This window comes from Rhizobium sp. L1K21, from assembly GCF_024055895.1.
In the GTDB taxonomy this organism is placed as follows: Bacteria; Pseudomonadota; Alphaproteobacteria; order Rhizobiales; family Rhizobiaceae; genus Ensifer_A.
In genome coordinates, this window is sequence record NZ_JAMXLE010000001.1 from 2,205,201 (window position 1) to 2,223,637 (window position 18,437).

The following is an 18,437-nucleotide window of genomic DNA, read 5'->3' on the forward strand; positions in this document are numbered from 1 at the left end:
CCGCTTCATTTAGCGCAAACAAATGTAGCTTCGGCAAAAAAATCCGCACGATTAGAATCAGTTAAGAAAAACTTAAATTTAACAACTGGACAAGGCGAATCACCTCTGATTCACTCGGATCAGTTCGGCGCTGCGGCGGCACTGAACGGCGGGCATACAGGGTGACAATATGGCAGAAGCGCAGCGAGGGCGCGCAGCTGGCGACGGCTTGCAATTGAAGTTCGGCAGGGTTCACGACCTTACCGAAAAATGGGGACAAACCAAACTCAAACTGGTTTCCTTTGCCAGCGATACGCTCAACAGCGCCGAACCTGCCTTAAAAAAATCCATTCCCATTCTCATCGTGGCTTTTCTGGGTGTTGTAGCCCTCTCCCGGCTTGTCGGCATCGACACCGAGCGCGAGCGCATGGAATCTGCCGCACAATATTCGGTCTCCATGGCATCCATCACCGCTGCGGCCGCGCTCGATGGTCAGGAAGAACAGTTCAAGGCGCTCAACCGCAGCGCGCTGGAAGCCAGACTCGGCAGCTTCATTTCCGAATCCAATCTCACCAATGGCGCTTTCCTGCTGTTCGCCGGACCGGAAGGGCGAATCTTTGCGAGCACAATCGGCGGCACAGATTATATCGGTCGCACCTTGCTCAGCGTTGCGCCACAGGCATCCTCCATGCGCGCTTTCGGAAGGCGCGCCGGCGTGATCCGCGCGGAGATCGATGGCGCACCCTTTTTCGTTTCCTTCGCCAACATAGCCGATAATGCAGGCTTCATACTGTCTGCGGCCCCCATTGCGCCCATCGAAGACCATTGGCGAAGCGAGATATCGCTCAATGTCACGCTGTTTGCGGGCATTTCATCGATCCTCTTCGTCATCCTCTACGCCTATTACGTACAGGCGCGGCGGGCGAAGGAAGCCGATCAGATTTTCATCGAGTCAAATCAGCGGGTCGAAACGGCGCTTTCGCGCGGACGCTGCGGGCTATGGGATTTCAATCTGGCGTCGCGGCAGCTGTTCTGGTCGCGGTCCATGTATGAGATGCTGGGGCTTCCCTCCTCGGCCTCCGTGCTCTCCTTCAACGACGCTGCCCGCCTCATGCACCCCGACGACGGCAGCATTTATTCACTGGCACGCGCCATCATCCGCGGCAATTCCAACCAGGTCGACCAGATTTTCCGCATGCGCCACGCCGACGGACATTATGTGTGGATGCGCGCGCGTGCGCAGATCATCCGCACGACATCCGGTCGCGCCCATCTGATTGGCATTGCCATGGATGTCAGTGAGCAGCACCGGCTGGCCGAACGTTATGCCGAGGCCGACCAACGCCTCGCGGATGCCATTGAATCAACGTCCGAGGCCTTCGTGCTGTGGGACAAGAATGACCGTCTCGTCATGTGCAACAGCATCTTCCAGCAAGCCTATGGCCTGCCGGATCAGGTTCTGGTGCCTGGCACCGAGCGCTCTTCACTGAATGCGGCGGCAGCCCGTCCCGTCATCGTGCGGCGCATTGCCGATCCCGATCAATCCTCACCGCACTCGCAGACATCGGAAGTTCAGCTTGCAGACGGGCGCTGGCTGCAGATCAACGAGCGGCGCACCCGCGACGGCGGTCTAGTCTCCGTCGGCACAGACATTACGCTTCTCAAGCGCCATCAGGAGCGCCTGCGCGAATCCGAACGCCGCCAGATGATGACCATCGGCGATCTTTCTGCATCCCGCCGCATCCTGGAAAAGCAGAAGGCCGAACTTTCCGTTGCCAACACCAAATACCTGGCAGAAAAAGAACGTGCCGAGGCTGCCAACCGCGCGAAATCCGAATTCCTGGCCAACATGTCGCACGAGTTGAGAACCCCGCTCAACGCCATTCTCGGTTTTTCGGAGATGTTGCTCAACCGCATGTTCGGGCCGCTGGGCTCGGAAAAATACAACGAATATGCCAAGGATATCCACGACAGCGGAAAGCACCTGCTCAACGTCATCAACGATATTCTCGACATGTCGAAGATCGAGGCAGGCCATGTGAAGGTCGAATGCGAGACCATCGATCTGCAGCCGCTCATTGACGAGACCTTGCGCTTCATCTCCATTCCGGCCGCCAAGAAGAATATTCAGGTCACCCAGGATGTTTGTGCCGGCCTCTCGCTGCATGCCGACCGTCGCGCCATGAAACAGATCATGCTGAACCTGTTGTCGAATGCGGTGAAATTCACCAATGAAGGCGGCGACATCACGCTGCGCGCCCGCAAGGTCGCCGGTTCGGTTACGCTCTCGATCCGCGATACCGGTATCGGCATTCCAAGATCCGCCTTGCAGAAAATGGGACAGCCCTTCGAACAGGTTCAAAGCCAGTATGCCAAGAGCCAGGGTGGCTCCGGGCTCGGCCTTGCAATATCGCGCTCGCTCGTGCGCCTTCACGATGGCAAGATGCGCATCTTCTCCAATGAAGGCGAAGGCACCATCATCACGCTGCGCATTCCTTGTAAAGTCTGCGCTGAGAGCCTCTTGATGTCGGCTTAAGGACCAACAAGCTTGCGGAAAACAGCCCGGACCGACTTGGAGCGGCGCTTGATCTCGCTTTCCAGTGTTTTGATATCCGGGCATTCACCTGCGCGGCAAAGCATCTCCACCAGTCCGGCAGGCGCTGTTTGAGGATCGAACTGTTCCTCCGTGCAAAGCCGCGTAACCTGGGACAGACGAGAGTAAAGACTGAAACTCTCTCTCAATGGCTCAAGATCGTTTGCGTCGAGCGTGTTGGAATAGTTGCCGAGCACCTCGAACGTGCCGGTCAAACCCTCAACCTCGCTATCGTCTGCTGTCGCCGTCAGCCGCAGAAATTGCGCAACGAATTCAATATCGATCAGGCCACCGGCGATAAGCTTCAGATCCCATATGCTGCCGGCCGGCTTTTCCTTGTCGATCAGTGTCCGCATCTCGAAAACGTCAGCGGCAATCTTGCCTTTATCCCGTTCGCTCGACAGCACTTGGCCGATCACGGTTTCAGCCCTTTCACCCAAACCGGCATCGCCACAGATAATGCGCGCGCGCGTCAGTGCCATATGCTCCCAGGTCCAGGCCTCCTCCTTCTGATACTTTTCGAATGCGTTGATGCGTGTCGCCACCGGCCCCTGATTGCCGGATGGTCTGAGCCGCATGTCCACTTCATAGAGCACCCCTTCTGCCGTGGGGGCAGAGAGGGCAGCAATGAGCCGCTGCGTGATGCGGGTAAAATAGCGCGTCGCATCAAGCGGCTTTTCCCCATCACTTTCCAGCGCACCGCTGTCGTGATCGTAAAGCAGAATGAGGTCCACATCGGAGCCCGCGGTTAACTCACGGCTTCCGAGTTTACCCATTCCGAGTACGACAATTTCGCCGCCCGGAAATGCGCCATGCGCGGATTGGATTTCGCTCTTCACCGCTGTCAGCGCAGCCTCGATCACCAGATCGGCGAGATCGGAAAAGGCGCGCGCGGCATCGTCGGCGTCGATGGCTTCCGTGAGAAGACGAATACCGATGAGGAAGCGCTGCTCGGCGGCGAAGATGCGCAACCTGTCGAGTGTTTCCTCGTAAAACCGGCTCGCTGATAAGAAGTTTTCAAGCCGCTCCGACAAATAGGCTCTCGTCGGCATCTCCTGCATCAGGGCGGGATCAAGCATGCCGTCGAACACATGCGGACGCCCGGAAATGGTGGCTGCCAGTCGCGGCGCAGACGACATGATCAGGACCAACAGAGACAAAAGCGAGGGATTGTTGCCCAGAAGCGAAAACAGCTGAATGCCTGCGGGTAAGCCTTTCAGGAATTCATCGAAACGCATGATGGCTTCATCGGCGCGTTTGGACTGGCCAAAGACCTCCATCAGCTGCGGCGTGAGTTCCGTCAGTCGCTCGCGTGCTTCTGCCGATTGTGTTGCACGGTAGCGTCCCGAGTGCCAAGTGCGCACCACGCGGGCGACATCCTGTGGACGTTCGAACCCCATGGATGCAAGCGTCTCAAGGGTGCCGGGGTCATCCCGCTGGCCGGTGAAGACCAGATTGCCGGTTTTGGAAGCCAGCGTGCCTTCGTTTTCGAAGAGTTGCGCATAGCGCCGCTCCACAGTGCGCAACACCTTCTCCAAGGCGGCGGAAAACGCAGCTACGCTGTCAAAACCGGCCATGAAGGCAATGCGCTTCAGCTCACTCTCCTGCTTGGGCAGAATATGCGTCTGTTCGTCATGCACCATCTGAATGCGGTGTTCGATATCGCGCAGGAACCAATAGCAGCGGCAAAGCTCGTCAGCCGCCTGCTTGTCGATCCAGTTGGCGGACGTCAGTGCGTAAAGCGCATCTTCGGTGCGCCGCACGCGCAGATCAGGCAGGCGGCCGGCGGCAATCAATTGCTGCGTTTGTGCGAAGAACTCGATTTCGCGGATGCCGCCGCGGCCGAGCTTGACATTGTGGCCCTTCACCGCGATCTCGCCGAACCCCTTATGGGCATGGATCTGCCGTTTGATCGAGTGAATATCGGCAATTGCCGCATAATCCAGATATTTGCGGAAGATAAAAGGGGTGAGTTCCTTGAGGAAGGCTTGTCCGGCCTCGATATCACCGGCAACGGGTTTTGCCTTGATATAGGCGGCCCGCTCCCAGTTCTGGCCGCGGCTTTCATAATAGATCAGTGCTGCTTCAACCGGTATGGCAAGCGGCGTCGATCCCGGGTCCGGGCGAAGGCGAAGGTCTGTTCGAAACACGTAACCGTAGGCCGTGCGCTCCTGTAAAATGCGCAACAGTCGACGCGCCATGCGGGCCAAGAGTTCCGGCAAATCATAAATGTCGTCGCAAAGCCCGGCTTCGGGCTCGTAGAAAATCACGAGGTCGATATCGGAGGAATAGTTGAGCTCTCCGGCCCCCAGCTTTCCCATTCCAAGCACAATCAGCCCGGAGCCGAGTGCAGGATTATTTTCATCCTTCAACCGCACCTTGCCGTCCTGAGCAAGAGAATGCAGCAGAAAATCGACTGCGGCGGCGATACAGGCTTCTGCCAGCCGGCTCAGCCATGCCGTGGTCGCAGAAGCATCGAAAAGCCGCGCCAGGTCAGCAAAGGCAATCAGGAAAGCCGTCTCACGCTTGATCTGCCGCAGCCGGTTCATCACCTGCGCTTCGGGGCTTTCGCTTGAATTCGGGTCAGCGCGCCACGCGTTCCTTGCTGTGTCAATGAGACTATCCAGCTGGCTATCAAGCGGCTGAAACAGAGCCTTTTCCAACAGCGCTGGCGTGACCTGGACCGTATCCTTCAAAAAAGGGGAAAGGGAGAGAGCAGCCACAGCAAAATCCCGCAAGGGCGTTTCGCTTGCCGCAAATTCACCCAGCGCAGGCTCTGCTTTGGCGACATCCCTGATAACGGAAAGGGCCGCGCGCGCCTCAGTCTTGTTGAGCGGATGAAGCGGATTTTCCGTGAGGAAAGTTGCGATTGTCTTTTCGTTGTCCGGCACGACTCCTCCTTCTGCCTTGAGCAGAATGGAGCAGTGATTAGACCTTCGCAAGCGGAAGAATCAACGATGCCTTCAATCCGCGCCTTTCACTGCCTTCAGTATTGCTGGCTGAAAGCTCCAACCTGCCGCCGTGCAATTCGGCAACCGCGCTCACCATGGAAAGGCCAAGCCCCGTTCCCGGCTTGGAACGGCTTTCATCCAGCCGTACGAAGCGGCGCACGGCATCCTCATATTTGTCTTCGGGAATACCATTGCCGTCATCGCTCACGCTCAAAACTGCCATGTCATCCTGTCGCGAAAGCGTTACCCAAACGCGCGTGCCTTCTCCGGATGTGTATTTGATGGCATTGTCGATCAGATTAAAAAGCGCCTGCCCAACGAGTTCCCGGTTGCCGTCAATGCGCAGGTCCGGCGCGATATCCGCGCTCAGTTCCAGACCCGCCTCCTCGGCAACGAGTTCATAAAGCTCGGCACCATCGGCAACGATGGCCGAGAGGTTCACTTCGGCGATTTCAGCAGCCGCTGAACCCGCTTCCACGCGCGAAATCATCAAGAGCGCATTGAATGTGCGGATCAGCTGGTCGGCCTCGCCGATAATGCCCTCCAGCGCTTCGCGGGCTTCTGCCGGTTTTTCAACCTTGGTCAGCGCATCGCTGGCCTTGTTTCTCAGTCGCGTCAGCGGTGTTTTCAGGTCATGGGCGATATTGTCCGAAACCTGCTTGAGACCCTCATTCAGCTTCTCAATCCGCGCCAGCATGGTGTTGAGCGATCCCGAAAGCTTGTCAAAATCGTCGCCGGACCCGACGACGGGCAAACGCTGGGAAAGATCCCCAGCCAGGATGCGGCCACTCGCCTCAGACATGCGCGATATTCGCTTGAGTGCGTTGCGCCCGACACCGAACCAGATCACTACCGCGCCGATGCCCATGACCCCGAGAGCCAGAAGCAGCGCCTGGCGGATCAATGCACCGAGTCTGCGCGGATCGCCAAGGTCGGTTCCCACCAGCACATGCAAGCCGTTGGGGAGGACGATTGCGCGCGCTAAAGCGTAATGCATGTCTTCGGTTCGCTCTTCGGTAAAGCGCTGATACTTGAAAGGCGTATCGATCCAGCCGGTCTGGTCCAATATCCCTTTCTGTATCGAGAGCACATTACCGGCAAGAATGTCGCCTTGTGGGCTTGCGATGATATAAATATTCGTACCCGGCTGACGTGACCGCTGCTCCAGCGTCGCCAGCAGTCCTTCCATGCCACGTTTGGCGTAGATTCCTTCAACATCGCTGGATTCCTGCATTACTGCCGAGCGTGCCTGATCGCGCAGGAAGCTCTCAAACAAACCGCCGACATAAAACACCAGCACAGCCGCACAGAGCGCAAAAAGCAGGATGTAGAGCGCAGAGAGACGAACGGCCGTGTTCTTCAGGAGAACGCGAAGATGGCTCATGATCAGCCTTCGTCCTTGATCATGTAACCGGCACCGCGGACGGTTTTCAGAAGCGGTGTTTCAAAGCCTTTTTCGATCTTGGAGCGCAGACGTGAGACGTGAACGTCGATCACATTGGTCTGCGGATCAAAATGGTAGTCCCAGACGTTTTCCAGGAGCATGGTGCGGGTCACCACCTGGCCGGCATTCTTCATCAGATATTCCAGCAGACGGTATTCCCGCGGCTGCAGAAGGATAGGCTGGCCGGATCGTTTGACCTCGTGGGAGAGCCGGTCAAGCTCCAGGTCTCCAACCCGGTAAGACATTTCCTGTTCGGGTGCGCCGGTGCGTCGGCCAAGCACTTCCACACGCGCCAAAAGCTCAGAAAAGGCGTAGGGTTTCGGCAGGTAGTCGTCGCCGCCGGCGCGCAGGCCCTTCACCCGGTCATCCACCTGCCCCAGCGCCGACAGTATCAGCACCGGCGTATTGACGTTTTTCTTGCGCAGCTCGGAAATGACCGAAAGGCCATCGCGCCGCGGCAACATGCGATCGACGACCAGCACATCGTAATTGTTTTCGCTTGCCATGAAGAGACCACTCTCGCCATCGCTGGCGTGGTCCACAACAATACCCGCTTCCTTGAACGCCTTTGCCAGGTAGGCGGCAGCCTCAAGGTCATCCTCAATAACCAGAATCTTCATATGTATCATCATACAACCTTTGGCGGGATTTCAAACGGTCAGACGCATTTGCGGAAGGCGGGCGTTTGTGAAAAGGGCGCCGGATGTTTTCATCCGACGCCCCCGTTTCATTCAGGCCTTTGTTCAGCCAACCTTGACAGGAAGCGGAACGAAGCGTGTTCCCTGCTGGGTTTCGATCTGGAACAGCGCCTTGGTGCGGCCCTTGCTGTCGGCTTCCTTCATCTGCTTCATGATGTCGGCGGCAGACTTCACATCGTTGTTGTTGACCGCAACGATCTTCTGGCCTTCCTGCAGACCGATATCGGCAGCGTCGGAGTCAGGATCGACCGAGACGATCGTCACACCATTACCATCTTCGGACGGCGCAACGGTAATGCCGAGATTGTCGAGCGCAGTCTGGTCCATCTGGTCCTGTGCACCCGGCTGCTGGTCATCAATAGATGCCTGCTTTTCCTGCGGCAGTGTGCCAACCTTCAGGTCCAGCGTTTCAGCCTTGCCATCACGCCAGATGCTGAGTTCAGTCTTGGTGCCCGGTGCGATTGCACCGATCTTGCGGGCGAGGTCACGTGCATCCTCAACCTTTTCGCCATTGACCGCAGTTACAACGTCGCCGGACTTGATGCCGGCTGCAGCGCCTGGCGAACCTTCCTGAGGCTCGACAACCAGTGCACCTGCAGCTTCCGAGAGACCAAGCGATTCAGCGATGTCCTTCGTCACCGGCTGAATCTGAACACCGAGCCAGCCGCGTTCGATTTTGCCGTCCTTGATCAGGTCGTTGACAACGTCCTTGGCGGTCGAGGCAGGAATTGCAAAGGCAATACCAACGTTGCCGCCTGACGGGGAGAAGATGGCCGTGTTGATACCGACAACCTGACCGTTCAGGTCAAAGGTCGGGCCGCCGGAGTTACCGTGGTTCACGGCTGCGTCCACCTGAATGTAGTCGTCATAAGGACCAGAACCGATGTCACGACCGCGGGCCGAAACGATACCGGCCGTTACCGTGCCGCCGAGGCCAAACGGGTTACCAACGGCAACCACCCAGTCGCCCACGCGAACCTTGCTGTCATCAGCCCAGGACACATAGGTGAATTTGCGGTCAGCATTGACCTTCAGCACGGCCAGGTCAGTGCGGCTGTCGCGGCCAACGAGATCAGCTTTCAGTTCGGTGCCGTCGTTCAAGACAACGGTAAAGGCAGCACCGTCATCCACCACGTGGTTGTTGGTCACCAGGTAGCCGTCTTCAGAAATGAAGAAGCCGGAGCCCTGAGCGGTCGGACGCAGACGGCCTTCGCCACGCGGAGCGGGCTTACCCTTGGGGCCCTGCTCGCCGAAGGGGCCACCGAATTCACGGAAAAAACGCTTCAGCGGATGGTCGTCGGGGAGATTGTCGAAGCCCGGCCCGCCGAAATTGAACGAAAAGCCATTGTCAGCAGCAGGCTGGATGCGCGATTCAACGCGAACCGAAACAACTGCGGGCGAAACGGCTTCGACAACATCGGCGAAGCTTGCGACCTTGGGTGCATCGAGCTTGACCGCGTCCGCATAAGACTGGCGGACGTGTTCCGGCACACCGGTTGAGAGCAGAACCGCCGCGAGACCCGCGACTGCGGTGGACTTCAAAACTGTCTTGTAGGAAATGCGGCGTTGAATGTTCATGGACATATTTTTCCTCTTCTCACTTTCTCTTGTGCCGAGGGGGAAAGGCACGTTCGATGGAGTGAGGAATAAAGAATATCACCTTACCGCAAGGTGTAGAGTTTATGAAAATTACGTAATGTTCGAAATAATTGGAACTGCAGCGAAAAAGGTGCCTCGGTTCAGTTTTTCAAAATCTGCTCCAAGGCTGCCTTTTCGGCCTCGCTCAATGGCTTTCCGGAAGGCGATTTTCGACGCTTGATGGAAAAGACGACGATGCCGACAAGCCCGACCAGCGCAAGAAACGCCGGCATGCCCCACAGAAGCAGTGTCTGCATCTCGAAACGCGGCTTGAGCAGAACGAACTCGCCGTAACGTGAGACGATGTAGTCGATCACCTGTTCGTTGGTTTCGCCTTTCTCAATGCGGTCACGCACCAGCACTCGAAGGTCCTTGGCCAGTTCAGCATTGGAATCGTCAATCGACTGATTCTGGCAAACCAGGCAGCGCAGATGGGTTGAAATTTCCCGCGCCCTGGCTTCCAGCGCCGGGTCGGCCAGCATTTCGTCGGGATTGACCGCAAACGCCGGAAACGCGCTGCACAGAAGTGCAACGATCAGAATGAGCCGTTTGATCATTCCGCCGCCTCCAACGCGGGTTTTGCCGAGGAACGGCGCGACGGTGCGCCGATACGCAAGCGGCGATCCGACAGCGAAACAAAGCCGCCAACCATCATGATGAGCGCACCGAGCCAGATGCAGAGAATGTACGGCTTCCACCACACGCGCACCACGACACCGCCCGCATCGGTGAGATCGCCGAGCGAGACATAAAGTTGATGTACGCCGAAGGTTCTGATCCCCGCCTCTGTGGTCGGCATCTTGCGCACGGTGTAAATGCGTTTTGCCGAAGCCACCTGGCCCACATCCGCACCGGCGCGTTTGACGCTGAAGACACCGTTTTCTTCCGTGAAATTGGGGCCGCGGCGCTCCTCAATCTTGTCGAAGTGCACGGTGAACGGGCCGGCATCCGCCGTATCGCCCGGCTTCATTTCCAAGACTGTTTCGGTGGCATAGACACTCACGGCGACAATTCCCAGCACCGTCACGCCAAGGCCAAAATGTGCAAGCGCTGTTCCGAACGCTGAGCGCGGCAGGCCAATCAGGCGGCGGAACGCGATGTTGGTTTTCACCCGCCCAAAGCCACCGCGCATCCAAAGGTCCGTCAATGCACCAAGCATGAGATAGAACCCGATGGCCATACCGAGAAGCGAGAGTATCGGGCCGCCATTATTGGCATAGTAGACGATTGCCGCGACAACCAGTCCGCCAGCTGCAGCAGCCATCAGCCTTTGTGCCGCCCCCAGCAGATCGCCGCGTTTCCAGGCCAGTAACGGTCCGAAGGGCACTGCCAGCAAAAGCGGCACCATCAAGAGCCCGAAGGTCAGATTGAAGAACGGCGCACCCACGGAAATTTTCGAGCCCGTCAGCGCTTCGAGAACGGTCGGGTAAAGCGTTCCGGTCAGCACCGTTGCGGTTGAAACGGTGAGAATGAGGTTGTTCAAAACCAGCGCACCCTCACGCGAGATCGGCGCAAAAATGCCCCCGGCTCCCAGCCGTTGCACGCGCAGGCCAAAGAGTGTCAGCGCACCGCCGACAAAGAGAACAAGGATTGCCAGGATGAACACGCCGCGTGTCGGGTCGGACGCAAAGGCATGCACCGATGTCAAAACACCGGAGCGCACCAGGAATGTGCCGAGCAGCGAAAGCGAAAATGTCAAAATCGCAAGCAGAATCGTCCAGATCTTCAAGGCCTCGCGCTTTTCCATCACCAAAGCGGAGTGCAGAAGCGCCGTACCGGCAAGCCAGGGCATGAAGGAGGCATTTTCCACGGGGTCCCAGAACCACCAGCCGCCCCAGCCCAGTTCGTAATAGGCCCAGTATGAGCCCATGGCGATGCCTGCCGTCAGAAATGTCCAGGCGGCAAGCGTCCAGGGGCGAACCCAGCGTGCCCATGCAGCATCAATACGGCCTTCCAGAAGGGCGGCAACGGCAAAGGAAAAACAGACCGAAAAGCCGACATAGCCGAGATAGAGAAGCGGCGGATGGATCGCCAGTCCGATATCCTGCAAGACAGGGTTCAGGTCACGCCCCTCCACCGGCGCCGGGTCGAGGCGCGTAAACGGATTGGAGGTGAGGACAATGAACAGAATGAAAGCACTGGAAATCCAGCCCTGCACGCCAATCACGTTGGCTTTCAGCGTCTCCGGCAGGTTCCCGCCGAAGATCGCCACAAGTGCGGTAAAGAGGACCAGAATGAACAGCCAGAGCATCATGGAGCCTTCATGATTACCCCAGACGCCTGAAAATTTGAAAAGCGTCGGCACCAGCGAGTGGGAATTTTCCCACACGTTCTTCACCGAAAAATCAGACGCCATATGCGCCTGAACCAGAACTGCGAAAGAACAGGTCGCCAGCACGAAGAGCAGCAGGGCCGAATTGTGACCAACCAGCATCAGCGATGCGTCGCGCCGCCAGGCACCGATCATCGGTACGATCGCCATGACCAGCGAAACGGCCAGCGACAGAATGAGGAGGTAGTGTCCGAATTCGATAATCACTTGATGACCTCCTCACCGCCAAGCTCCACGCCCTGCTCCTTCAAGCGGTCCGCAACATCCTTCGGCATATAGGTTTCATCGTGCTTTGCCAGCACGGTATCAGCCACGAACACCTTGCCGTCCGGCCCAAAGGTGCCTTCTGCCACCACGCCCTGTCCCTCGCGGAACAGGTCAGGCAAAATGCCGGTATAGGTCACGGGGACCGTTGCCAGCGTGTCGGTCACGTCGAAAGTCGATGTCGTTCCCGCGCCGCGCACCCAGGAGCCGACCTTCACCAGACCGCCCAGGCGAATGCGTGTGCCTGGCGCAAGCTCGGTCTTCTGTAAATCGGCCGGCACGTAAAAATAGGCCACCGACTGGCTGAAGGCAAACATCACCAGAAGTACGGCTGCCACAATGAAGCTCACGCCGCCGGCAATGATTGCCAATCGTTTCTGTTTGCGGCTCATGGGTTTTCTCCCTCAATCGTCAGACCAAGCTCCTTTGCCTGAGCAATGAGAGCCTTGCCTTGATCTTTGTCAGGTGGAAACTGCGCCAGCGCCCGTTTCAGCGCGTCTTTTGCCTTCGCTTCATCCTTCAACACAACATAAGAACGGATCAGCCGTGTCCACCCTTCGAAATTATCGGGATTTTCTTTCAGCCGTTCGTCGAGGCTCGCCACCATGGATTTGATCATTTCCTGGCGATCCTGTGCGCTCAGGTTTTGTGCAGCTTCAACATCGGCAGCATCCGGATTGCCTGGCGCTTCGGGATTTTTCTGCATGCCATCGAGCTCGGCAATGGCACGCTTCACCAGCGGCACCCAGGGTGCGTCGGCGGGCGATTTCTTCAGCAGGGCATCATAGTCGGCACGCGCTTCCTGCGTATTTCCACTTTGGGCCTTTGCCAGTGCCAGATAGAATTCGGCGCGCGGATTGTTGGGCTGCAGTTCCAGAGACTTGGCAAATGCCGCTTGCGCGTCTTTGGTCACCTGTCCGCCAGCCTGCGCAATCAGCGTTTCGCCCAGACCGCCATAACGCTCGGCATCGGGCGGCAGCAAACGCACCGCGTTGCGATAGGCATTGACGGCGTCATCGTAGCGTTCGAGGCGTGCGTAAACCGGCGCAAGGATCTGCCATCCCTGTCCATCATCCGGGTTTTCGGCAAGATGACGCTCCATCTTTACCACCAGAAGGGCAATATTATCACCCGGATTGGCGAGCCGCGCCTCCAGCGGTTGGTCCGGCAGGTTCGGCGCGCCCTCTCTCAGATAGAGGCTCAGACAGATCACCGGCACCATCAGCACGACAGCAACGAGAAGGATATGGTTTGTGCGTGCCGGTTTGGCGCTTTCGCTCACGTCTGCCTTCATCTTTGCCGAGGCAGACAGAAGACGCCGACCGATTTCGCCGCGCGCATATTCGGCCTGTTCCGATGAAATCAGTCCGTCCTTCTGGTCGCGCTCCAACTCCGCAAGCTGGTCCTTGTAGACCTCCGCGTCATAAGCAAATCCGTCTGAAACAGGCTTTGAAGCCCGCCTCAACGGCAAAACCAGAACCACTGCCACCAGTGCCGTCACTACGGCGATTGCTATCCACAAAATCATGCCTGCCCCATACCTGAAGCGCCGGCTCAAGCCAACTGCTAACTCCCCGCTCACGTCAATTTGACGCGTCCCCAGATCTACTATCAGATCGACAGTGAATCAGTCCTTGCACGAAGTGCTTCAATATCGAGATGATCTGGCGCAAGCCCTTGTCTTGCGCGTGTCGCCATCGCTTCATAGCCAAGCTCAAGATGGCGGGTGAAGCGCTCGGTATCAAAGAGCGGCCAAAGACGCCTGTTTGATGCAAGACGGTTGCGCACCGTCTCGCGCATCGCTGCGTCGCTGGCAAGCCTGACCGCCAGATCGCAATAGCCGTCTGCATCCGTGGCCACCAGTTCAGGTGCGCCGATGGCTGCCAGAAGGCTTTCGGAGACCCGCCCGGCAAAATGCGTGCCTTTCATCGCCACCACCGGCGTTCCCATCCACAGGATATCGGATGTGGTCGTGTGGCCATTATAGGGAAACGTGTCGAGCGCGATGTCGACCGCGGCAATTCTTGCCAGAAAACGCAAATAAGGTTCACCCGCAAAAAACAGCAGTTGGGCCGGATCCACACCCTCTTCTGCAAGCGCCGCGGCAATGTTCTGCCGCGCCGTCGCATCGCTGCACAACAGGTTCAAAACCGCATCAGGAATCCGTTTCAGGATCGCTGCCCACAGGCGCAGGACCTCGGGCGAGATTTTCGTGGGCGTGTTGAACGAGCCCAGAATGATCTTGTTTTCCGGCAGCCCCAGTTCGGAGCGGCTCAACGGCTGTGGACGCGCCCGGTTTTTGCTCCCGTTCGACTGATAGCTTTCCGGCAGCCGACAGAATTTTTCTTCATAATACGGCCTGCTGCTTTCAGGTGTGACGATCCGGTCGGTGATCGCATAATCGAGGTCGGCACCGCGCACAGGTCCGGGAAATCCAAGATAGGTCGCCTTCACCGGCACCCTGCAGCGACGCACGATGCCAAGCCTTGCGCCCTGCGTATAACCTTTCAGGTCAACAAGAATATCCACCCCGGCAGCATCAATAGCGTCCGCAGCCTGCTGATCGGACAACGATCCCACCTGCACCACGCTTTGCCGCAAAATCTCCGGCCAGGCGCGCTGATAGTCGCGTCTGTCCTCATCGGTGTAACAGAAAATCACGATCTCGAACCGGTCGCGGTCGTGCAGCGCCATCACTTCTTCAAAGAGCCGCATGGTCACATGCTGGTGAAAATCGTTGGAGAGATAGCCGATCTTGATTTTCGTCCCCGGTGGCGAGAAAGCACGCCGTTGTGCCGGTACCGCACCGCCGGCCAACTGCAGTGCGCGCTCGTCATAGCTCGGCAGGGTCTGATGCGCTTCATCGCTGTTTCGCAACAAGCGGCGGTAGGCCAATTCATTTTCCAGGAGCGTCATAGCAAGGGGCGTGGTCGGATCAGCCACCAGCCGGTCAAGTGCCTTCACCGACGGAAAATCACAAATGCTGGCAGCGACCGCAAACCGCAGGCTCAGAAGGATACCATCGTCGGGCTTTTTCTGGCAGGCATCTTCAAGGAATGTGCTGAATTTCCCCGCCTCACCCAGCGCCGCGCCAAATGCGTTCAGCATCATGAAATGCGGCGACTGCGAAAAGTCCAGACCAGTAATGAACTCTTTGACCTCAATCAGCCGGCCGGCCTCTTTGCAGGCACTGGCCAGTTCAAAGAGAAAATCGGGATCGGGCAGCGCCGCTGCAGCCTCCGCAGCGATATCCGCGATCGCGCCATAATCATTTTCATCGCGGTAAAGACCAACGGCAAATTTGAAGAAAGCGGCGCGCTTTTCCGGCATCATTCTGGCTGCGGCGACAAAGCTGTCGGCTGCCGCGCGCTTGTTGCCCAGCTTCAGATGGATGTTGGACAGCAACAAAAGAACCGGCGCTCGCTCCTGCGCGCGGGTCTGCATCAATGCGGCCTTGGCAAGCTTGAGAGCAGCATCAAACCGCTCAGCCTGATAGTGGGCCAAAGCCTCCTGAATTTTTGCCATTCGGCACTCATCCTCCGCGATATCCGCTAATGGACAAGTTTAATCGGTCAATGCTTGCTTGAAGCTGAAACGGTCAGGTCAGCGGTGTCCAGGTCCCGTCACCGTTGCGGCAGGCGGCGCCGCGGGCGACTTCAGAGCGCATGCCCAAGGTCAGCGTATGGGTGTATTGGCGGCAATTCTGCGAACCGACCTGATAGGGAGCAGCGGCCACCACCTTGCCAGCCACACCGTCACCACCCTGCCATTCCACAGCCTGTCCGCCAGGTGCGGCTTCAAGCGCCCTATACTCGGCTTCGAGCGCCAGTCTCGAATCGGTGCGGTCAAGCTGAACACCATTGACCCGCGAGACGATGCCGCCATGCAGTGCTTTCAGATAGGTGCTTGATCCGCTGGATGAAAAAGCAAGCGGCGCGATTGAACCGCCACCACTGCTCGTGGAGCAACCAGCCAAGGTGATGGAAAGTCCCAAAAGAAAAATCGATTTCGATATATTCATGCCGTTCCTGCCTTCTTCGCGCATATTTCCAATGCGCTTGTGGCGTAATTTTGTCCAATTCGCGTTAATAGACTACCGCTCCCGCAATCGAGCGGCAACAAACAGTTGCGTTAACTCACCGTCGCTCAATCATCACTGCCGGCAAAACAAGCTCTGCTGCCAGCCCGCCGCGGTGCGAATTTGCAAGCCGGAAACGGCCTTCGTATTCGCTTGCCACCTCTTTGACAATGGACAGTCCAAGTCCCGATCCCGGTTTGCTTTCATCCAGCCTGCGACCGCGTTTCATGGCTTCCTTCATCTGCTCGGCTGTCAGCCCCGGTCCGTCATCCTCAACTGTAATGCGCACCCAATTGTTCCGGCCTTTCTTCTCGTCCTGTGGTGCTGCAACAGCGTTCACGCTCACCCAAACGCCAGACCGGGCAAAGCGGGCAGCATTTTCCAAGAGGTTGCCCATGATTTCTTCCAGATCCTGCGCTTCCACAGCCAGAACAATGCCTGCATCGGCTATATCGAGTTCAAACGCGATTTCCCGGTTCAGCTTGCGCATCACCCGCACCAGCCGTTCCAGAACAGGCTCGGGCTCGGTGCGCGCCAGCACGGTTCCGCGTTCGGCTGCAATGCGGGCGCGGTTCAAATAGGCCTGAACCTGGTTTTGCATGGCTTCGGCCTGTGCCGCCACCAGCGCACCATGGCCTTTGTCCATCACGCGGGCTTCGTTCAGCAAAACAGCAATCGGTGTCTTGAGCGAATGCGCCAGATTACCGACCTGCATGCGCGCACGCTCCACGACACGGCGATTGTTGTCGATCATGGCGTTCACTTCATTGGCCAGCGGTTCGATTTCACGGGGGAAATTGCCTTCCAGGCGTTCGGCTTCGCCGCCGCGGATCTTTTCCAGCGCATCGCGCGCCTTGTCCAGCGGTTTCAGGCCCAGCAAAATCGCAATCGCATTGAAGCCGATGCTGCCGATACCAAATATGAAAAGTGCGAGTGTCAGTTTCTGCAGGAAAGCATTGACGGATTCGGCCACGACATCGCGATTGCCGGCCACGCGAAAGCGCACGATATGGCCCTGATCGTCAAGAACCACTTCCAGTTCCAGTACCTGCACATCGTTGCCGGCACCGTCCACCATTTCGTAGGAACGCTCATAGGCGGTGGAAAAGGGCACCTGGCTTTCCGGCATGGGCGGAAGCGCCCTTTCGGCCAGCGACGACGACGACAGCGCCCGTGCTCCAAATTCACCAACAGGCTGGGCCACCCAATACCAGCCGGAATTCGGCTGCGAGAAGCGCAAGTCGCCCATTTGCGGGGTCCCGATCAAAACCCCGTCCGGCGATACCGAAATGGAGTTGACCACATTGAAAAGCTGCGCGCGCAGCAGTTCGCGAAAGCCCTTTTCGACATCACGCCGGTAAATCGTGGAGATCACAATCCCGATCACCAGAAGCGCCAACACCGCCCAGACGGTCCCGAAGACCAGGACACGGCCCGTCAGCGATTGCGTGCGGCGCTTCTCGGTTGGTTCTTCTGTCATCTCAAGGGGCTTGCATACGGTAGCCGAGGCCGCGGACGGTTTCGATCAGGTCGCCACCGATCTTCTTGCGGAGACGTCCCACAAACACTTCGATTGTATTGGAATCACGGTCGAAATCCTGATCATACATATGCTCGACCAGCTCGGTTCGCGACACCACCTCGCCCATGTGATGCATCAGATAGGACAGCAGGCGGAACTCGTGCGAGGTCAGTTTCAGCGCCACACCATCCACACTTGCCTTGGAGGCTTTCGTGTCGAGCCGAACCGGTCCGCAGACGATATCCGACGAGGCATGACCTGCCGCGCGGCGGATCAGCGCCCGGATGCGCGCCAGCACCTCTTCGGTGTGAAACGGCTTGGTCACATAATCATCGGCACCGGCGTCAATGCCGGCCACCTTGTCGCTCCAGCGGTCGCGCGCCGTCAGGATGAGCACCGGCATATTGCGCCCCGCTTCGCGCCATTTTTCCAGAATGGTGATCCCGTCCATTTCCGGCAAACCGATATCGAGAACAATAGCGTCATACGGTTCGGTATCGCCCAGAAAATGCCCTTCCTCACCGTCGAAGGCACGGTCGACAACATAACCTGCTTCCTGCAGCGTTTCGCAAAGCTGCCGGTTCAGGTTTTCATCGTCTTCAACAACCAGAATGCGCATTGATTCTCCCGATTCTCAGTTCAGAATTTCGCCGGAAGCTATCACATCGGCACGCGAACGGTCATCTTCTTGGGCGGGCCACCTTCGCCCGGCACCAGAACCGTGATCACGCATTCCGCGCCGGAAGGTTGTGCAGAAAGCACCTGCCCGCCGGTCTGGGCGGCAACCTGTGCGGCCGCGCCGGAGCAGTCGCCTGCCACCGTCATGATTTTAGCGTCAATCCCATTCGCGCTGCCGGCGGAGAGGCCGACGCCTGCGCTCAGGAGGGCGGCCGCGAAAAGAGTTCCCATTGGTTCGTCCTCACATCTGTTACCAATCT

At 57.9% G+C, this 18,437-nt stretch carries 14 protein-coding genes; 1 reads left to right on the top strand and 13 read right to left on the bottom strand.

Annotation, left to right across the window (positions count from 1 at the left end; translation table 11 throughout):
- The first annotated feature begins 169 nt into the window (after positions 1-169).
- On the top strand, positions 170-2,515 hold the full coding sequence (locus NHF56_RS10615; protein WP_252804119.1) for a PAS domain-containing sensor histidine kinase: 2,346 nt from the start codon (positions 170-172) through the stop codon (positions 2,513-2,515).
- Here NHF56_RS10615 and NHF56_RS10620 read toward each other — a convergent pair.
- The 13 genes from NHF56_RS10620 to NHF56_RS10680 all read right to left on the bottom strand — a co-directional run bounded on the left by NHF56_RS10620 (position 2,512) and on the right by NHF56_RS10680 (position 18,408).
- On the bottom strand, positions 2,512-5,463 hold the full coding sequence (locus NHF56_RS10620; RefSeq protein WP_252804122.1) for a bifunctional [glutamine synthetase] adenylyltransferase/[glutamine synthetase]-adenylyl-L-tyrosine phosphorylase: 2,952 nt from the start codon (positions 5,461-5,463) through the stop codon (positions 2,512-2,514). The genes NHF56_RS10615 and NHF56_RS10620 overlap by 4 nt on opposite strands.
- Before the next feature lie 37 nt (positions 5,464-5,500).
- Positions 5,501-6,907, bottom strand: coding sequence for a HAMP domain-containing sensor histidine kinase (locus NHF56_RS10625; RefSeq protein ID WP_252804124.1), 1,407 nt, complete (start codon positions 6,905-6,907; stop codon positions 5,501-5,503).
- A 2-nt stretch (positions 6,908-6,909) separates the two neighbouring features.
- Positions 6,910-7,599, bottom strand: coding sequence for a response regulator transcription factor (locus NHF56_RS10630; RefSeq protein WP_306431163.1), 690 nt, complete (start codon positions 7,597-7,599; stop codon positions 6,910-6,912).
- A 111-nt stretch (positions 7,600-7,710) separates the two neighbouring features.
- Entirely contained in the window at positions 7,711-9,249 is a 1,539-nt protein-coding gene (locus NHF56_RS10635) for a Do family serine endopeptidase (protein ID WP_252804128.1), read from the bottom strand.
- Between the two features lie 155 nt (positions 9,250-9,404).
- Positions 9,405-9,860: a cytochrome c-type biogenesis protein gene (locus tag NHF56_RS10640; protein ID WP_252804131.1), complete on the bottom strand. Its 456-nt coding sequence runs from the start codon at positions 9,858-9,860 to the stop codon at positions 9,405-9,407.
- Positions 9,857-11,842, bottom strand: coding sequence for a heme lyase CcmF/NrfE family subunit (locus NHF56_RS10645; protein WP_252804132.1), 1,986 nt, complete (start codon positions 11,840-11,842; stop codon positions 9,857-9,859). Before NHF56_RS10645 ends, NHF56_RS10640 begins: the two co-directional genes overlap by 4 nt.
- Positions 11,839-12,291 carry a cytochrome c maturation protein CcmE gene (gene ccmE / locus NHF56_RS10650; RefSeq protein WP_252804134.1) on the bottom strand — a complete coding sequence of 151 codons (453 nt, stop codon included), beginning with the start codon at positions 12,289-12,291 and terminating at the stop codon, positions 11,839-11,841. The genes NHF56_RS10645 and ccmE overlap by 4 nt, the downstream gene beginning before the upstream one ends.
- A complete protein-coding gene (gene ccmI, locus NHF56_RS10655) occupies positions 12,288-13,427 on the bottom strand; it encodes a c-type cytochrome biogenesis protein CcmI (protein WP_252804136.1) in 1,140 nt (379 codons plus the stop codon). Before ccmI ends, ccmE begins: the two co-directional genes overlap by 4 nt.
- A gap of 83 nt (positions 13,428-13,510) precedes the next feature.
- The gene (locus tag NHF56_RS10660) at positions 13,511-15,424 is read right to left on the bottom strand and encodes a hypothetical protein (protein ID WP_252804138.1); all 1,914 of its coding nucleotides are present in this window, start codon (positions 15,422-15,424) and stop codon (positions 13,511-13,513) included.
- Between the two features lie 73 nt (positions 15,425-15,497).
- On the bottom strand, positions 15,498-15,920 hold the full coding sequence (locus tag NHF56_RS10665) for a hypothetical protein (protein WP_252804140.1): 423 nt from the start codon (positions 15,918-15,920) through the stop codon (positions 15,498-15,500).
- A gap of 115 nt (positions 15,921-16,035) precedes the next feature.
- A complete protein-coding gene (locus tag NHF56_RS10670; RefSeq protein ID WP_252804142.1) occupies positions 16,036-17,457 on the bottom strand; it encodes a HAMP domain-containing sensor histidine kinase in 1,422 nt (473 codons plus the stop codon).
- 1 nt (position 17,458) lies between these two features.
- Positions 17,459-18,118 carry a response regulator transcription factor gene (locus NHF56_RS10675; protein WP_252804144.1) on the bottom strand — a complete coding sequence of 220 codons (660 nt, stop codon included), beginning with the start codon at positions 18,116-18,118 and terminating at the stop codon, positions 17,459-17,461.
- 41 nt (positions 18,119-18,159) lie between these two features.
- The gene (locus NHF56_RS10680) at positions 18,160-18,408 is read right to left on the bottom strand and encodes a hypothetical protein (protein WP_252804146.1); all 249 of its coding nucleotides are present in this window, start codon (positions 18,406-18,408) and stop codon (positions 18,160-18,162) included.
- Positions 18,409-18,437: the final 29 nt, after the last annotated feature.

Excerpts from the sequence above, each read along its gene's own strand:
- ccmI (WP_252804136.1), bottom strand. The coding sequence starts at position 13,427 with ATGATTTTGTGGATAGCAATCGCCGTAGTGACGGCACTGGTGGCAGTG.
- ccmE (WP_252804134.1), bottom strand. The coding sequence starts at position 12,291 with ATGAGCCGCAAACAGAAACGATTGGCAATCATTGCCGGCGGCGTGAGC.
- NHF56_RS10660 (WP_252804138.1), bottom strand. The coding sequence starts at position 15,424 with ATGGCAAAAATTCAGGAGGCTTTGGCCCACTATCAGGCTGAGCGGTTT.
- NHF56_RS10675 (WP_252804144.1), bottom strand. The coding sequence starts at position 18,118 with ATGCGCATTCTGGTTGTTGAAGACGATGAAAACCTGAACCGGCAGCTT.
- NHF56_RS10670 (WP_252804142.1), bottom strand. The coding sequence starts at position 17,457 with ATGACAGAAGAACCAACCGAGAAGCGCCGCACGCAATCGCTGACGGGC.
- NHF56_RS10625 (WP_252804124.1), bottom strand. The coding sequence starts at position 6,907 with ATGAGCCATCTTCGCGTTCTCCTGAAGAACACGGCCGTTCGTCTCTCT.
- NHF56_RS10615 (WP_252804119.1), top strand. The coding sequence starts at position 170 with ATGGCAGAAGCGCAGCGAGGGCGCGCAGCTGGCGACGGCTTGCAATTG.
- NHF56_RS10640 (WP_252804131.1), bottom strand. The coding sequence starts at position 9,860 with ATGATCAAACGGCTCATTCTGATCGTTGCACTTCTGTGCAGCGCGTTT.
- NHF56_RS10680 (WP_252804146.1), bottom strand. The coding sequence starts at position 18,408 with ATGGGAACTCTTTTCGCGGCCGCCCTCCTGAGCGCAGGCGTCGGCCTC.
- NHF56_RS10630 (WP_306431163.1), bottom strand. The coding sequence starts at position 7,599 with ATGATGATACATATGAAGATTCTGGTTATTGAGGATGACCTTGAGGCT.
- NHF56_RS10665 (WP_252804140.1), bottom strand. The coding sequence starts at position 15,920 with ATGAATATATCGAAATCGATTTTTCTTTTGGGACTTTCCATCACCTTG.
- NHF56_RS10635 (WP_252804128.1), bottom strand. The coding sequence starts at position 9,249 with ATGTCCATGAACATTCAACGCCGCATTTCCTACAAGACAGTTTTGAAG.